Source organism: Marinobacter shunpengi, from assembly GCF_045449695.1.
In the GTDB taxonomy this organism is placed as follows: domain Bacteria; phylum Pseudomonadota; class Gammaproteobacteria; order Pseudomonadales; family Oleiphilaceae; genus Marinobacter.
Genome location: NZ_JBJJKZ010000005.1, coordinates 1 through 15,086, shown reverse-complemented (window position 1 = coordinate 15,086; position 15,086 = coordinate 1). Strand labels below are relative to the sequence as shown.

Below are 15,086 nucleotides of genomic sequence, written 5' to 3'. Positions count from 1 at the left end.
ATGACACAGAAAGAGGCACTGCAGGAATACCTGCTGCGCCTGGCGGATTCCGACATGATCCTGGGCCAGCGCCTGTGCGAACTGTGCGGCAAGGCGCCGGCACTTGAGGAAGAAATGGCGCTGATGAACGTGGCCCTCGACCTGGTGGGCCAGGCCCGTAACTGGTATGAGTATGCCGCCGAACTGCTGGACGACGGCCGCAGCGCGGACGACCTCGCTTTCCGCCGCGACGCCCAGCACTACCGTAACGCCCTCTTGGTGGAGCAGCCCAACGGGGACTATGCCGTCACCATGGGCCGCCAGTTCTTCTTCGACGCCTGGCACTACTTCACCATCGCCGCGCTGGTCAATGCGCCGGACGAGCGCATCGCCAGCATCGCTGCCAAGGCTGCCAAAGAGGTGCAGTATCACCTGCGCCGCTCCTCCGAGTGGGTCAAACGCTTTGGTGACGGTACCGAGGAAAGCCATCAGCGCATGCAGACCGCCGTGGATGATCTGTGGCGTTTCACCGGCGAGATGATCGAGGCGGATGCCGTGGAGCAGCAACTGTTCCAGGCCGGCATCGGCCCCGATCCCGAACAGCTGGCCGCGGACTGGAAGGGCTTGGTGAACGAAGTGCTCACCGAGGCCACCCTGACCCCGCCGCCGGAAGATGCCTGGATGTACAAGGGCGCCAAGGTGGGACACCACACCGAGCACCTGGGCTTCATCCTGGCCGAGATGCAGTTCCTGCAAAGGGCGTATCCGGATGCAACGACCTGGTAGACCCGAACCGCGATCCCTGCTGGACGACCAGCCGGTGATCGCCAGCGACCGCCTTCCCGCCCGCGACCGGTCAAAGCCGATCACGGCGGAGGAACTCTGGGACCTCCTGGACGAGGTGAAAGACCCGGAGGTGCCGGCGGTCAGCGTTGTGGAACTGGGCATGGTACGACGCATTGCCGAGGAAAACGGCGAGTGGGTTGTGGACGTCACCCCCACCTACTCCGGCTGCCCGGCCACAGAAATGATTGAGGACGCCATCGCCGAGGCCCTGGGCCTGGCGGGCATCCGTAACGGCCGGGTCCAGCGGGTACTGACCCCGGCCTGGACCACCGACTGGATCACCGATGCCGGTCGCGAAAAACTCCAGGCGTTCGGCATCGCCCCGCCCGTGGGCAGCGCCAGCAAGCTGACGCTCAAGGGTGTGGACGAAACCATCCGTTGCCCCCATTGCGACAGCGACCACACCGAACGGCTCAGTGAATTCGGCTCCACCGCCTGCAAGGCCCTGTACCGATGCCTGGACTGTCGCGAGCCCTTTGACTACTTCAAATGTATCTAGAGCGGAACCAATATGAACAAGTTCTATCCCCTCACCATTCGCGAAGTCCGGTCAGAAACCCGGGACGCTGTCTCACTGTGTTTTGACCTGCCGGACGACCTGCAGGACCAGTTCAGCTACCACCAGGGCCAGCACCTGATCCTGCGGACCGAGCTGGACGGCGAGGAAGTGCGCCGCTCCTACTCCATCTGCACCGGGGTGGGTGACCGGGAGCTGCGCATCGCCATCAAGAAAGTGCCCGGCGGACGCTTCTCCACCCTGGCCAACGAGCGCCTCAAGCCCGGCCAGACCCTGGAAGTCATGCCACCCCAGGGGCACTTCTACGTGGAACTGGATCCCCAGCGGGAGGGCGACTACCTGGCAGTGGCGGCTGGCAGCGGCATCACGCCGATCATGTCCATCGTCAAGACCACCCTGGAAACCGAGCCGAAGAGCCGGGTCACCCTGTTCTATGGCAACCGGTCCACCGCCGACACCATGTTCCGCGAGCAACTGGAAGACCTGAAGAACCGGTTTATGGGTCGTTTCAACCTGGTGTTCCTGTTCAGCCGTGAGGAGCAGGACATCGACCTGTACAACGGCCGCATCGACGGCAGCAAGTGCGACGCCCTGTTCGATCACTGGGTGAGTGTCGACACCCTGACCGCTGCCTTCATCTGCGGCCCCCAGGTAATGACCGAAACGGTCCGCGAGTCGCTGCTCAGCCATGGCATGGACAAGAGCAAAATCCACTACGAACTGTTCACGCCGGCCGGTGGCGCCCCCGCCCCACGCCAGGACCGGACCGAAACCCGGGTGGACCCGGAGGCGGTGAGCGAAGTCACCGTCAGGGCCGACGGACGCGCCCTCACCTTCGACCTGACCCGCAACACCAAGAGCATCCTGGATGCCGGCAACGACATGGGCGCCGACCTGCCCTTCTCGTGCAAGGCCGGCGTCTGCTCCACCTGCAAGGCCAAGGTGGTGGAGGGCGATGTGGAAATGGACGCCAACTACGCCCTCGAGGATTACGAGGTCGAGGCGGGTTATGTGCTGTCCTGCCAGTGCTATCCCGTCAGCGAGAAAGTCGTGCTCGACTTCGACGAGATGTAAACGCAACCAGTCCCCTGCAGCAAAGCCGGTCCCGTGAGACCGGCTTCGTTCATCTTAACAACAACGTTTACCGGGAGAACGCTCAATGTCAGTCCTTCAGAGTTACATCGCCGGCCAGTGGTTCGGCGAGACCGCAGCGAAAGCGCTGCCCAGCGCCATCAACGGCGAGACCGTGGCCCATACCCATGAGGAAACCATCGACTTCGGCGAAGCCGTTGCCTACGCCCGCAACACCGGCGTGAAGAACCTGCTGACGCTGGATTTCCAGCAGCGTGCCGCCATCCTCAAGGAGCTCGCGATCCATATCCAGGGTCGCAAGGATGAGCTATATGCCATCTCCCATCACACCGGTTGCACCAAGGCCGATTCCTGGATCGACATCGACGGTGGCTTCGGCACCCTGTTCACCTACGCCTCCACCGGTCGCAAGGAACTGCCCTCCGGCAACGTCGCCCACGAAGGCCCGGTCACGCAACTGGGCAAGGACAACCACTTCAACGGCACCCATATCCTGGTGCCCAGGCGTGGCGTATCCGTTCATATCAACGCCTTCAACTTCCCGATCTGGGGCATGCTGGAGAAGTTCGCCCCGGCCTTCCTGGCAGGCATGCCCTGCATCGTCAAACCGGCCACGGCCACCAGCTACCTGACCGAAGCGGCGGTACGGGTGATCAACGATTCCGGCCTGCTGCCGGAAGGCGCCCTGCAACTGGTCATCGGCGGTACCGGCGACCTTCTGGACCGGCTGGAGGAACAGGACTTCGTCACCTTCACCGGCTCGGCCAGCACTGCCCGGAAGCTGAAGAACCACCCCAACATCATGGCGAGGAGCATCCCCTTCAACGCAGAAGCGGATTCCCTCAACAGCGCCATCATGGCCCCGGACGTAACGCCGGATGACGAGGAGTTCGACATCTTCGCCAAGGAAGTGGTGAAGGAAATGACCGCCAAGGCCGGCCAGAAATGCACCGCCATCCGCCGGGTACTGGTACCTGAAGGCCAGGTGGACGCCCTCGCCGAACGGATCAAGGAGCGCCTGGGCAAACTCAAGGCCGGCGACCCCAACGAGGAAGGCGTGCGTATGGGCGCCCTGGCATCCCAGGATCAGCTCCGCGACGTAACCGAATCCATCGACCGCCTGCTGGAAACCAGTGACTGCCTGTTCGGCAGGGACAGCGGCTTCAAGCCGGTGGGTGCCGGTACCGACAAGGGCGCGTTTATCGCCCCCCACCTGCTGCTCAGCCGGAACCCGATGGAAGACGGCGGCGCCCACGACATCGAGGCCTTCGGCCCGGTGGCCACCCTGATGCCATACAACGGCATCGAGCAGGCTCTGACCATTGCCGCCAAGGGCAAGGGCAGCCTAGTCACCACCCTGACCACCAAGGACCCCGCCATCGCCGCCGAGATGATCCCGGTACTGGCGGCCCAGCACGGCCGTTTGCAGATCCTCGACGCGGAAGCGGCGAAGGAATCCACCGGCCACGGCTCCCCCCTGCCGATGCTCAAGCACGGCGGCCCGGGTCGTGCCGGTGGCGGTGAGGAACTGGGCGGCATCCGTGCGGTGCACCACTACCTGCAGCGCACCGCCATCCAGGGCTCCCCCACCATGGTGGCTGCGGTCACCCGCGAGTACGTCCGTGGCGCGAAAGTGATCGAAAACGATATCCACCCGTTCCGTCGCACCTTCGACGACCTGCAGGTGGGCGAATCCCTGCTCACCCACCGCCGTACCGTGACCGAAGCCGATATCACCAACTTCGGCTGCCTCTCCGGCGACCACTTCTACATGCACTTCGACGAGATTGCGGCGAAGAAAACCCAGTTCGGCCAGCGCATCGCCCACGGCTACTTCGTGCTGTCCGCCGCAGCCGGCCTGTTCGTCTACCCGGGCGAAGGCCCCGTACTGGCCAACTACGGCCTGGACACCCTGCGTTTCATCACCCCGGTGGCCCCGGGCGACACTATCCGTGCCCGCCTGACCTGCAAACGCAAGATCGACCAGGGCCGCACCTCGCCCGAGGGCCATCCCCAGGGCGTGGTCATGTGGGATGTGGAAGTGACCAACCAGAACGACGAGCTCGTGGCCAGCTATGACATTCTGACGTTGGTGGCTAAGAAGCAGTGAGTAGTGGGTTGGGGAGTTAACCGCTTCCCCTCTCCCTAACCCTCTCCCGCAAGGGGAGAGGGGACTGGGATGTGCGAGCCGCAAATAAAAAAGCCGGACTGGAGAACCCAGCCCGGCTTTTTGTTGAGATATCTAAGAGGTTCATAGGCAGGGATCAGCAGGCCCATTAGAGATCACATACCCAAGTACGCTTCCCGAACCTTCTCATTGCTGAGCAACTCCCGCCCGGTACCCTCAAGCACCACACGGCCCGTCTCCAGCACATACCCGCGATCCGCCAAAGCCAAAGCCTGGGACGCATTCTGCTCAACCAGGAAGACGGTAATCCCCTCCTCCTTGAGCTCCCGGATAATCCCGAAAATCTCCTCCACAATCAAAGGCGCCAGCCCCATGGAAGGCTCATCCAGCAACAACAGCCGGGGCCTGGCCATCAGTGCCCGCCCGATGGCCAGCATCTGCTGCTGCCCACCGGACAGCTCACCGGCCAAATTGTGGCGCTTCTGCTCCAGGATCGGGAACCGGCCGTACACCTTCTGCAAATCCGACTGCACCTCGGGCCCCTGCTTGCGGGTATAGGCTCCCAGGCGCAGGTTGTCGTGGACACTCAGATCCTTGAACACCTGCCGGCCTTCCGGTACCTGCACAATCCCGCTGGATACCCGCTTGTCCGGAGACATCTTCCGGAGATTCCGACCCTCGAAGACCATCTCCCCACTGTCCAGCGGCTGGAGACCGGAAATCGCCATCAGCAGGGTGGATTTGCCAGCACCATTGGCGCCCACCAGGGACACAATCTCGCCGGAACGGATAGTCAGGTCGATATCGTGCAGCACCTCGATCTGACCATAGGACGACACCAGGCCGGATAAAGACAACATCTCCTGGCCGGTTTCCGGCTTACTGGTGGCATGACTCAGCCCCAGACCTCCATACTGCTCAGGGGTGTAGCTGACAATCCGGTGACGAAGCTCCCGGAATTCCTCCCGCACCCGATCACCGAACAGGGGATCGTTCTGCTGGTCACGGGCATCGGCAATCTGCTGCCAGTCAACTTCGCCCAGCACCTCTTTGGCACGGGGAATCACCACGCCCTCTTCCTTCTTGATGTGCTTGCGAAGGGCCTGGATGAATCGGCTCAGGGCGTGGCTGAACGCTTCCCGGCCCTCGGGCCAGTGGTCGATGCAGGTGGCCAGCAGCTCCCGCAGTTCGCTCAGCTTCTGATGCCCGATAACGTAACCCCGTTCCAGCTTGTCCAGCAGCGGACCGGTTTCCGGGGACTTTTCCCGCACCTTCCGATACAGCACGATCTCCGTGGGCTGGCTGTGCACCCGGTTGGAGAAGTGCTGGATGTAGTCGAAGATGGTACTGAACAGCACCTCATCCGGGCGCTGATCGTTCACATTCATATCCTGCTGGAGCTGATCCAGCAGGTCGAGCACCCGCCACAACCCCTGGTGTTCACGGATGATAATGCCCACCGCCTGCTCGCCGCGCGACCGGGCAGGCACCTTGCCTTGATTCTGTTCATTCATAAGACTAGCCCTTGCACTCAGCCACCCAGGTAGGCAGCGATCACGTCCGGATTATTGCGGATTTCCTCGGGAGTACCCTCGGCCAGCTTGCGGCCGTAGTTGATCACCAGCAGGCGGTCAGAAATACCCATGACCAGCTTCATGTCGTGCTCAACCAGCATCACGGTCACACCCTCTTTGGCCACCCGGCGGATCAGTTCCTCCAGCTCGGCGGTTTCGGTGGCGTTCAGGCCCGCCGCCGGCTCATCCAGCAACAGGATCCTGGGGTCTGCGGCCAGGGCCCGGGCGATTTCCAGTCGCTTCAACGCGCCGTAGGACATGGCCGACGCGTCGGTTTCCAGGTACTGACCACACCCGACAAACTCCATCAGTTCCCGGCAGCGCTCCCGGCAGGCCCGCTCTTCCCGGTAGAGCCGGGGCAATCGGAACATGGACGTCAGCAGGCCACTACGGATCTGCAGATGGCGGCCGAGCATAACGTTTTCCAATGCCGTCATATTCATGCAGACCTGCATCTGCTGGAAGGTACGGCACATGCCCCGCTCCGCAAGCCGGTTGGGATCCATGCCCACAACACTCTCGCCATTGAGCGTAATCTCCCCCCGGGTGGGGGTATAGAACCCGGTGATCAGGTTGAACAGGGTGGTCTTACCGGCCCCGTTGGGCCCGATCACCGAATAGACCTGGCCCTGTTCCACGGAGAATTCCAGACCCTCGATGGCATGGACACCGCCGAACTCCTTGTCGAGCCCTTTCACATCGATCATGGCACTCATGCCCCACCTCCGGATTGCCTGGCCAGTTTGCTCCGGACAAATCCGGACACGGTCGGGTAGAAACCCTTGGGCATGAAGATCATCGTGGCCATGAGAATAAAGCCGAACACCGCGGTCTCGTATTCATGGAAACCGGACAGCAACTGCGGCAGCAGCTTGAGCGCGATGGCACCGATAATAACCCCCAGAGGGCTCGCCATGCCGCCAAGGACCACCATGGTAATCAGCACAATCGAATGATCGAAGCTGGCAATGGCCGGCGTGATAAAGCCACTGAAATGGGCGAACAGACTGCCCATCACGCTGGCAAATACTGCCGAGATGACGAACACCATGCTCTTGTAACGGGCGGTGTCCACCCCAACGGTGCGGGCGGCGATCTCGGAACCGTGGATGGAACGCAAGGCACGGCCGATGGGCGAGTCAATGATGTTCTGGGCGAGGACGACCGCCACCAGCAACACCACGCCCGCCACCAGGTACCAGGCTACATGCCCGGGCACTTCCATGCCGAGCACGGAATACATGCCAAAGATACTCAGCTCCCACCCAAACAGGGACAGCGACGGCACCGGCATGCCATCGGGACCACCGGTCAGCCCGGCCTCGTTGTTGAGGATAATGGCGATGATAAAGCCCACCGCCAGGGTCGCCATAGACAGGTAGTGCCCCTTCAGCCGCAGGATGGGACGCCCGACGATAAAGGCGATCAACCCTACCAGGGCGGCGCCCACCACCAGCGCCAGCAGCGATGGCCAGCCATAGGTGCCGGTGGCAATGGCGCTGAAATAGGCGCCCAGGCCATAGAACCCCGCATGCCCGAGGCTGATCTGTCCGGCGTAGCCCACCAGCAGGTTCAGGCCCACCACGGTGGCGGCAATCAGGGCAATCTGCGTTGCCATGTCATAGTAGAACGGGTTCTCCATCATCAGCGGGAGAACGAACACCACAATGGCGATAACCACCACGTAGTTCATTCGCCAGTTCAGGAATCGATCCAGCATTACACACGCTCCACGGTACGGGCACCGAACAGACCACGAGGCATGAAGAACAGCACCAGAAGAATCATTGAAAAGGCAACGGCATCCTTGTACTCAGAAGAGATGTAACCGGCAGTCATGGCTTCCACGATGCCCAGCAGCAGGCCGCCTACCACGGCACCCAGACCGCTGCCGAGACCACCCATGGCCGCCGCCACGAAACCTTTGAGCGCCAGCAGGATGCCAATGTCATAGGAAGTAAATGTAATCGGAGCCACGGTCACCCCGGCAACGGAGCCCAGCAGGGCGGACAGCCCGAACGCCAGCATTAATACCATCTGGGTTTTTACACCGACGAGCTGGGCGGCCAGCTTGTTCATGGAAGTCCCGAGAATGGCCCGGCCCACCAGGGTCCGGGTGAAGAACAGAATCAGCGCCACCACCAGGACGGCGCCAATCCCCAGCACCCAGAGGCTCTGGGAGTTAAGCACGGCACCCCACAGGCGGATGGGCTCGTCGCCACTGAACGGCGGCACCACATGGTAATCCTTGCCCCAGATCACCTGTGCGATACCACGGATGAAGATGGACGCACCAATGGTAATGATGATGAGAGTCACCACATCGGCATTTTTGGCCGGAGCGATCGCCAGTCGCTGCAGGGCAACCCCCACCGCGCAGGCCAGCAGTACGGCCAGTACGATCGCAAAGAACATGGGAATGCCCAGGCCCATGAAGGCCACGGTTCCCATACCGCCAATCATCAGGAACTCGCCCTGGGCGAAGTTAATGACATGGCTGGCGTTGTAGATGATGGTAAAACCAAGGGCCACCAACGCGTAGGTGGCACCGATGGTGATACCGGTGAACAGGTATTGAAGGAATTCTGAGAGCATAGGATTCGTACCGTCGGGCACCCCCGGCCCCATGACCGGAACCGGGGTTGAGGGTTGGTCAGGGTGTTACTCGACCAGCATCCAGTCGCCATCCTTGACTTCCAGAATGCGGAAGGACTCCGGAGTCAGGCCATTGTGGTCGTCCGGCCCCAGGTTGTAGATACCGGTAACGCCCACGTATCCCACGATGTCCTCCAGGGCATCACGAACCGCCGCCTTGTCGGTGGAACCTGCGGTTTCGATAGCCTGGACAGCCAGCATCAGACCGTCATAGGCGTAGCCGCCGAACGTGGATACCTTGGAATCCCAGCGAGCCTCATAGGCTTCCTTGTAGCCCTGTACGACCGGCTTCTGGGGATCATCGTCCGGCAGGGAGCCCGGCACCAGCAAGGGTGACGCCGGCAACCTCAGCCCCTCGGCGGCGGAGCCTGCCAGATCCAGGAAAGCATCGGAGGCAACACCGTGGGACTGGTAGAACGGCAGTTGAATGTCCAGCGAGGCGTAGTTCTTGGTCACGATAGCCGGGCCCTGGCCAAAGCCGAAGTTAAGCACGGCATCCACACCCTCGGTGTTGCGGATATTGGTCAACTGGGCGGTCATGTCCGAATCGGACGGGCCATAGGTCTCGTCGGCAACCACCTCGATGCCATACTCATCAGCCACTGCCAGGGTCTGGGTGCGACCGGACGCCCCGAAGCCACCGGTGCCGGAGATCAACCCGATCTTGTCAAAACCGCGACGCTTCATATCCCACAGGATACGCTCGGCGGCCATGCGGTCCGACTGAGGGGTCTTGAACACCCATTTCTTTACCGGATCGATGATAGTGACGGCGCCCGCCAGGGAAATGAAGGGAATCTGGGCCTGTTCCACCAGCGGTGCGGCCGCCATGGTGGCTCCGGTGGTGCTCCCCCCGACGATGATGTCCACCCGATCGGAACGGATCAGGCGCCCCGCGAAGTTACGGGCATTGGAGGCATCCCCCACATCGTCATAGTGAACGAGCTCCAGGGGACGACCGAGTACGCCGCCGTCTTCGTTGATCTTCTCGACGTACATCTCAAGGGTTTTGAGTTCGGGATCGCCGAGAAACGACGCAGGACCGGTTACAGACAGGAACGTACCAATCTTGATGGGTTCAGCGGCCTGTGCGGACACAAGCAGACTGGTTGCCAGCGAAGCCGCCAACACACCAGCACGACGCAAGAGGCTTTTCTTGGCCATTGTTTTTCTCCCAGGTTTTAGAGCAGCATATGCTCCGGTTTGTTTTTGTTACCGAATGAGGATTTTGTGGTTGTAATTATGATTCACTTTCCTCACCAGAAAGTCCCAGCGGTGCCCTGAAACAGATTGCCCTGTTTGTCAGTTGCCAGATACCAATAAGCATGCTGATCAACTCGGCCCCTGCTATACCTGACACATATCAAGACTTACAATTAACGTTATTGTATCGTATTCTTTGTGTCAACCGGTTTCAGACCTGACGTATCAGGGCCATCGGTAAGAGGCTGTTTTACCTGCGGCCGGTAGATAAGGATAATAAGCACCCAATTCGCCATAGTTTCCCTTGAGCACAGTGCCAGCCTATGTCCGCGACAAAACAGCTTGATCAGTTGGTTGACCAGTTCCAGAAAAAACGCCCGATCCGGGCCGGCTCCCTTATCATCACCCTTTACGGTGACTCCATCGTGCCCCGCGGCGGCACCGTATGGCTTGGTAGCCTCGCCCGTCTGCTTGAACCCGTCGGTATCAACGAGCGACTGGTCCGCACGTCCGTCTATCGGCTGGTCAAGGAGCATTGGCTGCAGGCGGAGAAGATCGGTCGTTGCAGCTATTACAGCCTGACAGGGCCGGGGCTACGCCGGTTTGAGCAGGCCTTCAAGAACGTCTACGACATGTCCAGCCTGGAATGGACCGGCAGTTGGACCCTGGTACTACTGACCCAGCTCGACAGCGACACTCGACGACGGGTTCGCGAAGAGCTGAAATGGTTGAGTTTTGGAAGTATAGGACAGGGCGTGATGATTCACCCCAGAATCCGCCGGGAGGAGCTCCTGCCTCTGCTCCAGGAATGGGAGGCGTTCGATGACACCATCGTGATGCAGACCCATCCGGTGGAACCACTAAGCTCAAGGGCCATGCGCCGGGAAGTCCGAGAAAGCTGGAATCTGGATGAACTGGGCGGGCGCTATCGACGGTTCCTGAACCAGTTCCGCCCCCTCTGGCAGGAACTCAAGGACGAAGACAACCTTTCGCCCGAGGAATGCCTCATCGCCCGTACACTCCTGATCCACGAGTACCGCAAGATCCTGCTGAGGGATCCACTGCTGCCCGACGCCCTGCTGCCCGGTGATTGGGAAGGCCGAAGCGCCAGGCAACTGTGTCGCAACCTCTATCGGCAGCTCTATGAAAGAGCGGAAGCCTGGCTGGACGAGACCCTGGAGAATGCCTCAGGACCGTTGCCCGGGCCCAATGAGGGCTTTTACAAGCGGTTTGGGGGATTGCGGGACTGAGAGGCTGCTTTTAACGGAGTGTAAAGCCCTGATGCCGGTTGGTGTTGGGGCTTTTTATTTTCTGGATGTTGCGTTATCTCAAAAGATTGGAAGAGCTGGCGGGGGAAGAGGTTTCAGGACCGTCGAGCGTCAGGGAAGGCGCTCGTCGAGCTCTATGACCGCCATGGATGGCGGAAATGCCGATGTTGCAGGAGCAAGAATCGGCCTGGGATGTACTTGCCGGGCGTGTCCTGCCCCCCCTTACCGCGTCGGCTCAGGCTCCACGGTCAGCGGGCCTGGGACCGCATAATTGGAATCCGAAGTGACCTGATACCGGCAGCCCTTCGGGCTGCGACGATGACCCGGCCCTTCGCGAGACGCTCCGGGCGTTCGCCCCTGGCAACGCTGCGCGTCGCCTGCCCTGTCGGGCACCGAGGCTCACACTCTCGTAGGTCATCTCTTTCTAACGGCCAATAAAAAACCCCGGCAGCGTTAGCTGTCGGGGTTTTGGGATTAAGAGCCTGACGATGACCTACTCTCGCATGGGCAACGCCACACTACCATCGGCGCTGGTCTGTTTCACTGCTGAGTTCGGGATGGGATCAGGTGGTTCCAGACCGCTATGGTCGTCAGGCAAAACGGTTGATCACTGGGATGGATGAGATTGAAGTGCTTTACGATCAAGGTTATCGCAGTTGTCTTGGGTGTTATATAGTCAAGCCGCACGAGCAATTAGTACCGGTTAGCTCAACGCCTCGCAGCGCTTACACACCCGGCCTATCAACGTCCTGGTCTTGAACGGCTCTTCAGGGGCCTCGAGGGCCCGGGGAGATCTCATCTTGGAAGGGGCTTCCCGCTTAGATGCCTTCAGCGGTTATCCCGTCCGAACATAGCTACCGGGCAGTGCCACTGGCGTGACAACCCGAACACCAGAGGTTCGTCCACTCCGGTCCTCTCGTACTAGGAGCAGCTTTCCTCAAATCTCCAACGTCCACGGCAGATAGGGACCGAACTGTCTCACGACGTTCTAAACCCAGCTCGCGTACCACTTTAAATGGCGAACAGCCATACCCTTGGGACCGGCTTCAGCCCCAGGATGTGATGAGCCGACATCGAGGTGCCAAACACCGCCGTCGATGTGAACTCTTGGGCGGTATCAGCCTGTTATCCCCGGAGTACCTTTTATCCGTTGAGCGATGGCCCTTCCATACAGAACCACCGGATCACTATGACCTACTTTCGTACCTGCTCGACGTGTCTGTCTCGCAGTTAAGCGGGCTTGTGCCATTACACTAACCGCATGATGTCCGACCATGCTTAGCCCACCTTTGTGCTCCTCCGTTACGCTTTGGGAGGAGACCGCCCCAGTCAAACTACCCACCACACAGTGTCCTCATCCCCGATCAGGGGACCAAGTTAGAACCTCAAACATGTCAGGCTGGTATTTCAAGGTTGGCTCCACCGGAACTGGCGTCCCGGTTTCAAAGCCTCCCAGCTATCCTACACAAACATGCTCAAAGTTCACTGTGAAGCTATAGTAAAGGTTCACGGGGTCTTTCCGTCTAGCCGCGGATACACCGCATCTTCACGGCGATTTCAATTTCACTGAGTCTCGGGTAGAGACAGCGCCCCCATCGTTACGCCATTCGTGCAGGTCGGAACTTACCCGACAAGGAATTTCGCTACCTTAGGACCGTTATAGTTACGGCCGCCGTTTACCGGGGCTTCGATCAAGAGCTTCGTCCGAGGACTAACCCCATCAATTAACCTTCCGGCACCGGGCAGGCGTCACACCGTATACGTCCACTTTCGTGTTAGCACAGTGCTGTGTTTTTAATAAACAGTCGCAGGGGCCTGGTATCTTCGACCGGCCTCGGCTCCACCCGCAGGGGTTTCACCTAACGCCGGCGTGCCTTCTCCCGAAGTTACGGCACCATTTTGCCTAGTTCCTTTACCCGAGTTCTCTCAAGCGCCTTGGGATTCTCACCCTGACCACCTGTGTCGGTTTGGGGTACGGGCCCGAGTAGCCTGAAGCTTAGAAGATTTTCCTGGAAGCCTGGCATCAATGACTTCCCGCCCTGAAAGGGCAGTCGTCGTCACGTCTCGGAATTGAGGACCCGGATTTGCCTAAGTCCCCTTCCTACACGCTTAAACCGGGACAACCGTCGCCCGGCTCACCTAGCCTTCTCCGTCTCTCCATCGCAGCTACCCAAGGTACGGGAATATTAACCCGTTTCCCATCGACTACACCTTTCGGTCTCGCCTTAGGGGCCGACTCACCCTGCGCCGATTAGCGTTGCGCAGGAACCCTTGGTCTTCCGGCGTGGGGGTTTTTCACCCCCATTATCGTTACTCATGTCAGCATTCGCACTTCTGATACCTCCAGCATGCCTCTCGGCACACCTTCGCAGGCTTACAGAACGCTCCCCTACCCCGCATACTTGCGTATGCAGCCGCAGCTTCGGTGACCAGTTTGAGCCCCGTTACATCTTCCGCGCAGGCCGACTCGACTAGTGAGCTATTACGCTTTCTTTAAAGGATGGCTGCTTCTAAGCCAACCTCCTAGCTGTCTGAGCCTTCCCACATCGTTTCCCACTTAACTGGTACTTGGGGACCTTAGCTGGCGGTCTGGGTTGTTTCCCTCTCCACAACGGACGTTAGCACCCGCTGTGTGTCTCCCGGATAGTACTCACTGGTATTCGGAGTTTGCATCGGGTTGGTAAGTCGGGATGACCCCCTAGCCGAAACAGTGCTCTACCCCCAGTGGTATTCGTCCGAGGCGCTACCTAAATAGCTTTCGGGGAGAACCAGCTATCTCCGGGCTTGATTAGCCTTTCACTCCGATCCACAAGTCATCCCCTGGCTTTTCAACGACAGTGGGTTCGGGCCTCCAGTGCCTGTTACGGCACCTTCACCCTGCTCATGGATAGATCGCCCGGTTTCGGGTCTATGCCCAGCGACTAAGTCGCCCTATTCAGACTCGGTTTCCCTACGGCTCCCCTACACGGTTAACCTCGCCACTGAACATAAGTCGCTGACCCATTATACAAAAGGTACGCCGTCACCCCACGAAGGGGCTCCGACTGCTTGTACGCATACGGTTTCAGGGTCTATTTCACTCCCCTCACAGGGGTTCTTTTCGCCTTTCCCTCACGGTACTGGTTCACTATCGGTCAGTCAGGAGTATTTAGCCTTGGAGGATGGTCCCCCCATGTTCAGACAGGATTACACGTGACCCGTCCTACTCGATTTCACTGAACTCAGGTTTCGGATACGGGGCTATCACCCACTATGGCGGTCCTTTCCAGAACCTTCTCCTACCAGTCGTCCAGCTTAAGGGCTGGTCCCCGTTCGCTCGCCGCTACTAAGGGAATCTCGGTTGATTTCTTTTCCTCGGGGTACTTAGATGTTTCAGTTCCCCCGGTTCGCCTCTTACACCTATGGATTCAGTGTAAGATACCGACCCGAAAGTCGGTGGGTTTCCCCATTCAGAGATGCCCGGATCACAGCTTGTTTGCCAGCTCCCCGAGCCTTATCGCAGGCTTCCACGTCTTTCATCGCCTCTGACTGCCAAGGCATCCACCGTATGCGCTTAGTTGCTTGACTATATAACCCCAAGACAACTGACCTGTTCACCAACCTAAATCGAACGATGCCCTGGCAAGCCAGGTCATCATCCTGTTAAGGATGGCTTTCAGAGACAGCCGACTGAAGCTATAAACAACCACTTCAACGACACACCGGATAACGCTTGATCGTTATCGCTGAGATTGACTCTGAACTAGAAGAATCAATCTCGTGTTTCAATCTCATCCGAATTGTTAAAGAGCAATTCTGACCCAGTGATCAGAAAGAAGGGCTTC

The 15,086-nt window shown here is 59.7% G+C and carries 10 protein-coding genes, 2 rRNA genes and 1 pseudogene; 5 read left to right on the top strand and 8 right to left on the bottom strand.

The features are described 5' to 3' along the window. The 4 genes from paaC (at position 1) to paaZ (ending at position 4,544) form a co-directional block, all read left to right on the top strand. Positions 1 to 765, top strand: coding sequence for a 1,2-phenylacetyl-CoA epoxidase subunit PaaC (gene paaC, locus ACJO2E_RS01730; RefSeq protein WP_406962357.1), 765 nt, complete (start codon positions 1 to 3; stop codon positions 763 to 765). Next, on the top strand, positions 749 to 1,324 hold the full coding sequence (paaD, locus tag ACJO2E_RS01725; RefSeq protein WP_406961249.1) for a 1,2-phenylacetyl-CoA epoxidase subunit PaaD: 576 nt from the start codon (positions 749 to 751) through the stop codon (positions 1,322 to 1,324). Before paaC ends, paaD begins: the two co-directional genes overlap by 17 nt. Positions 1,325 to 1,336: 12 nt before the next feature. Then, positions 1,337 to 2,416 (top strand): 1,2-phenylacetyl-CoA epoxidase subunit PaaE, encoded by a 1,080-nt coding sequence (gene paaE, locus ACJO2E_RS01720; protein WP_406961247.1) that lies wholly within the window; start codon positions 1,337 to 1,339, stop codon positions 2,414 to 2,416. A gap of 85 nt (positions 2,417 to 2,501) precedes the next feature. Continuing rightward, positions 2,502 to 4,544: a phenylacetic acid degradation bifunctional protein PaaZ gene (gene paaZ, locus ACJO2E_RS01715; protein ID WP_406961245.1), complete on the top strand. Its 2,043-nt coding sequence runs from the start codon at positions 2,502 to 2,504 to the stop codon at positions 4,542 to 4,544. A 173-nt stretch (positions 4,545 to 4,717) separates the two neighbouring features. Here the strand turns inward: paaZ and ACJO2E_RS01710 are convergent, their stop codons facing one another. From ACJO2E_RS01710 to ACJO2E_RS01685, 6 genes and pseudogenes are all read right to left on the bottom strand, one after another. Then, entirely contained in the window at positions 4,718 to 5,422 is a 705-nt protein-coding gene (locus ACJO2E_RS01710) for an ABC transporter ATP-binding protein (RefSeq protein ID WP_406962355.1), read from the bottom strand. Positions 5,423 to 5,626: 204 nt separating this feature from the next. Then, positions 5,627 to 6,076: pseudogene (locus ACJO2E_RS01705) on the bottom strand (hemerythrin domain-containing protein); the annotation flags it as partial. Positions 6,077 to 6,093: 17 nt separating this feature from the next. Continuing rightward, positions 6,094 to 6,852: an ABC transporter ATP-binding protein gene (locus ACJO2E_RS01700; RefSeq protein ID WP_406961243.1), complete on the bottom strand. Its 759-nt coding sequence runs from the start codon at positions 6,850 to 6,852 to the stop codon at positions 6,094 to 6,096. Further along, complete coding sequence (locus tag ACJO2E_RS01695; RefSeq protein ID WP_406961241.1) at positions 6,849 to 7,856, bottom strand: branched-chain amino acid ABC transporter permease; 1,008 nt, start codon at positions 7,854 to 7,856, stop codon at positions 6,849 to 6,851. Before ACJO2E_RS01695 ends, ACJO2E_RS01700 begins: the two co-directional genes overlap by 4 nt. Beyond that, on the bottom strand, positions 7,856 to 8,731 hold the full coding sequence (locus ACJO2E_RS01690) for a branched-chain amino acid ABC transporter permease (RefSeq protein WP_406961239.1): 876 nt from the start codon (positions 8,729 to 8,731) through the stop codon (positions 7,856 to 7,858). Before ACJO2E_RS01690 ends, ACJO2E_RS01695 begins: the two co-directional genes overlap by 1 nt. A 66-nt stretch (positions 8,732 to 8,797) precedes the next feature. Beyond that, complete coding sequence (locus tag ACJO2E_RS01685) at positions 8,798 to 9,955, bottom strand: ABC transporter substrate-binding protein (protein ID WP_406961238.1); 1,158 nt, start codon at positions 9,953 to 9,955, stop codon at positions 8,798 to 8,800. 362 nt (positions 9,956 to 10,317) lie between these two features. On the opposite strand from ACJO2E_RS01685, the gene paaX reads away from it, so the two are divergent. Then, positions 10,318 to 11,244, top strand: coding sequence for a phenylacetic acid degradation operon negative regulatory protein PaaX (gene paaX, locus ACJO2E_RS01680; protein WP_406961236.1), 927 nt, complete (start codon positions 10,318 to 10,320; stop codon positions 11,242 to 11,244). A gap of 498 nt (positions 11,245 to 11,742) precedes the next feature. On the opposite strand, the gene rrf is transcribed toward paaX, so the two are convergent. Together rrf and ACJO2E_RS01670 are read right to left on the bottom strand one after the other, a co-directional pair. Continuing rightward, positions 11,743 to 11,857, bottom strand: a 5S ribosomal RNA gene (gene rrf, locus ACJO2E_RS01675). Positions 11,858 to 11,934: 77 nt separating this feature from the next. After that, positions 11,935 to 14,829: ribosomal RNA gene (locus tag ACJO2E_RS01670) — 23S ribosomal RNA — on the bottom strand. Positions 14,830 to 15,086 lie beyond the last annotated feature (257 nt).

Excerpts from the sequence above, each read along its gene's own strand:
- paaC (WP_406962357.1), top strand. The coding sequence starts at position 1 with ATGACACAGAAAGAGGCACTGCAGGAATACCTGCTGCGCCTGGCGGAT.
- paaD (WP_406961249.1), top strand. The coding sequence starts at position 749 with ATGCAACGACCTGGTAGACCCGAACCGCGATCCCTGCTGGACGACCAG.
- paaE (WP_406961247.1), top strand. The coding sequence starts at position 1,337 with ATGAACAAGTTCTATCCCCTCACCATTCGCGAAGTCCGGTCAGAAACC.
- paaZ (WP_406961245.1), top strand. The coding sequence starts at position 2,502 with ATGTCAGTCCTTCAGAGTTACATCGCCGGCCAGTGGTTCGGCGAGACC.
- ACJO2E_RS01710 (WP_406962355.1), bottom strand. The coding sequence starts at position 5,422 with ATGTTGTCTTTATCCGGCCTGGTGTCGTCCTATGGTCAGATCGAGGTG.
- ACJO2E_RS01700 (WP_406961243.1), bottom strand. The coding sequence starts at position 6,852 with ATGAGTGCCATGATCGATGTGAAAGGGCTCGACAAGGAGTTCGGCGGT.
- ACJO2E_RS01695 (WP_406961241.1), bottom strand. The coding sequence starts at position 7,856 with ATGCTGGATCGATTCCTGAACTGGCGAATGAACTACGTGGTGGTTATC.
- ACJO2E_RS01690 (WP_406961239.1), bottom strand. The coding sequence starts at position 8,731 with ATGCTCTCAGAATTCCTTCAATACCTGTTCACCGGTATCACCATCGGT.
- ACJO2E_RS01685 (WP_406961238.1), bottom strand. The coding sequence starts at position 9,955 with ATGGCCAAGAAAAGCCTCTTGCGTCGTGCTGGTGTGTTGGCGGCTTCG.
- paaX (WP_406961236.1), top strand. The coding sequence starts at position 10,318 with ATGTCCGCGACAAAACAGCTTGATCAGTTGGTTGACCAGTTCCAGAAA.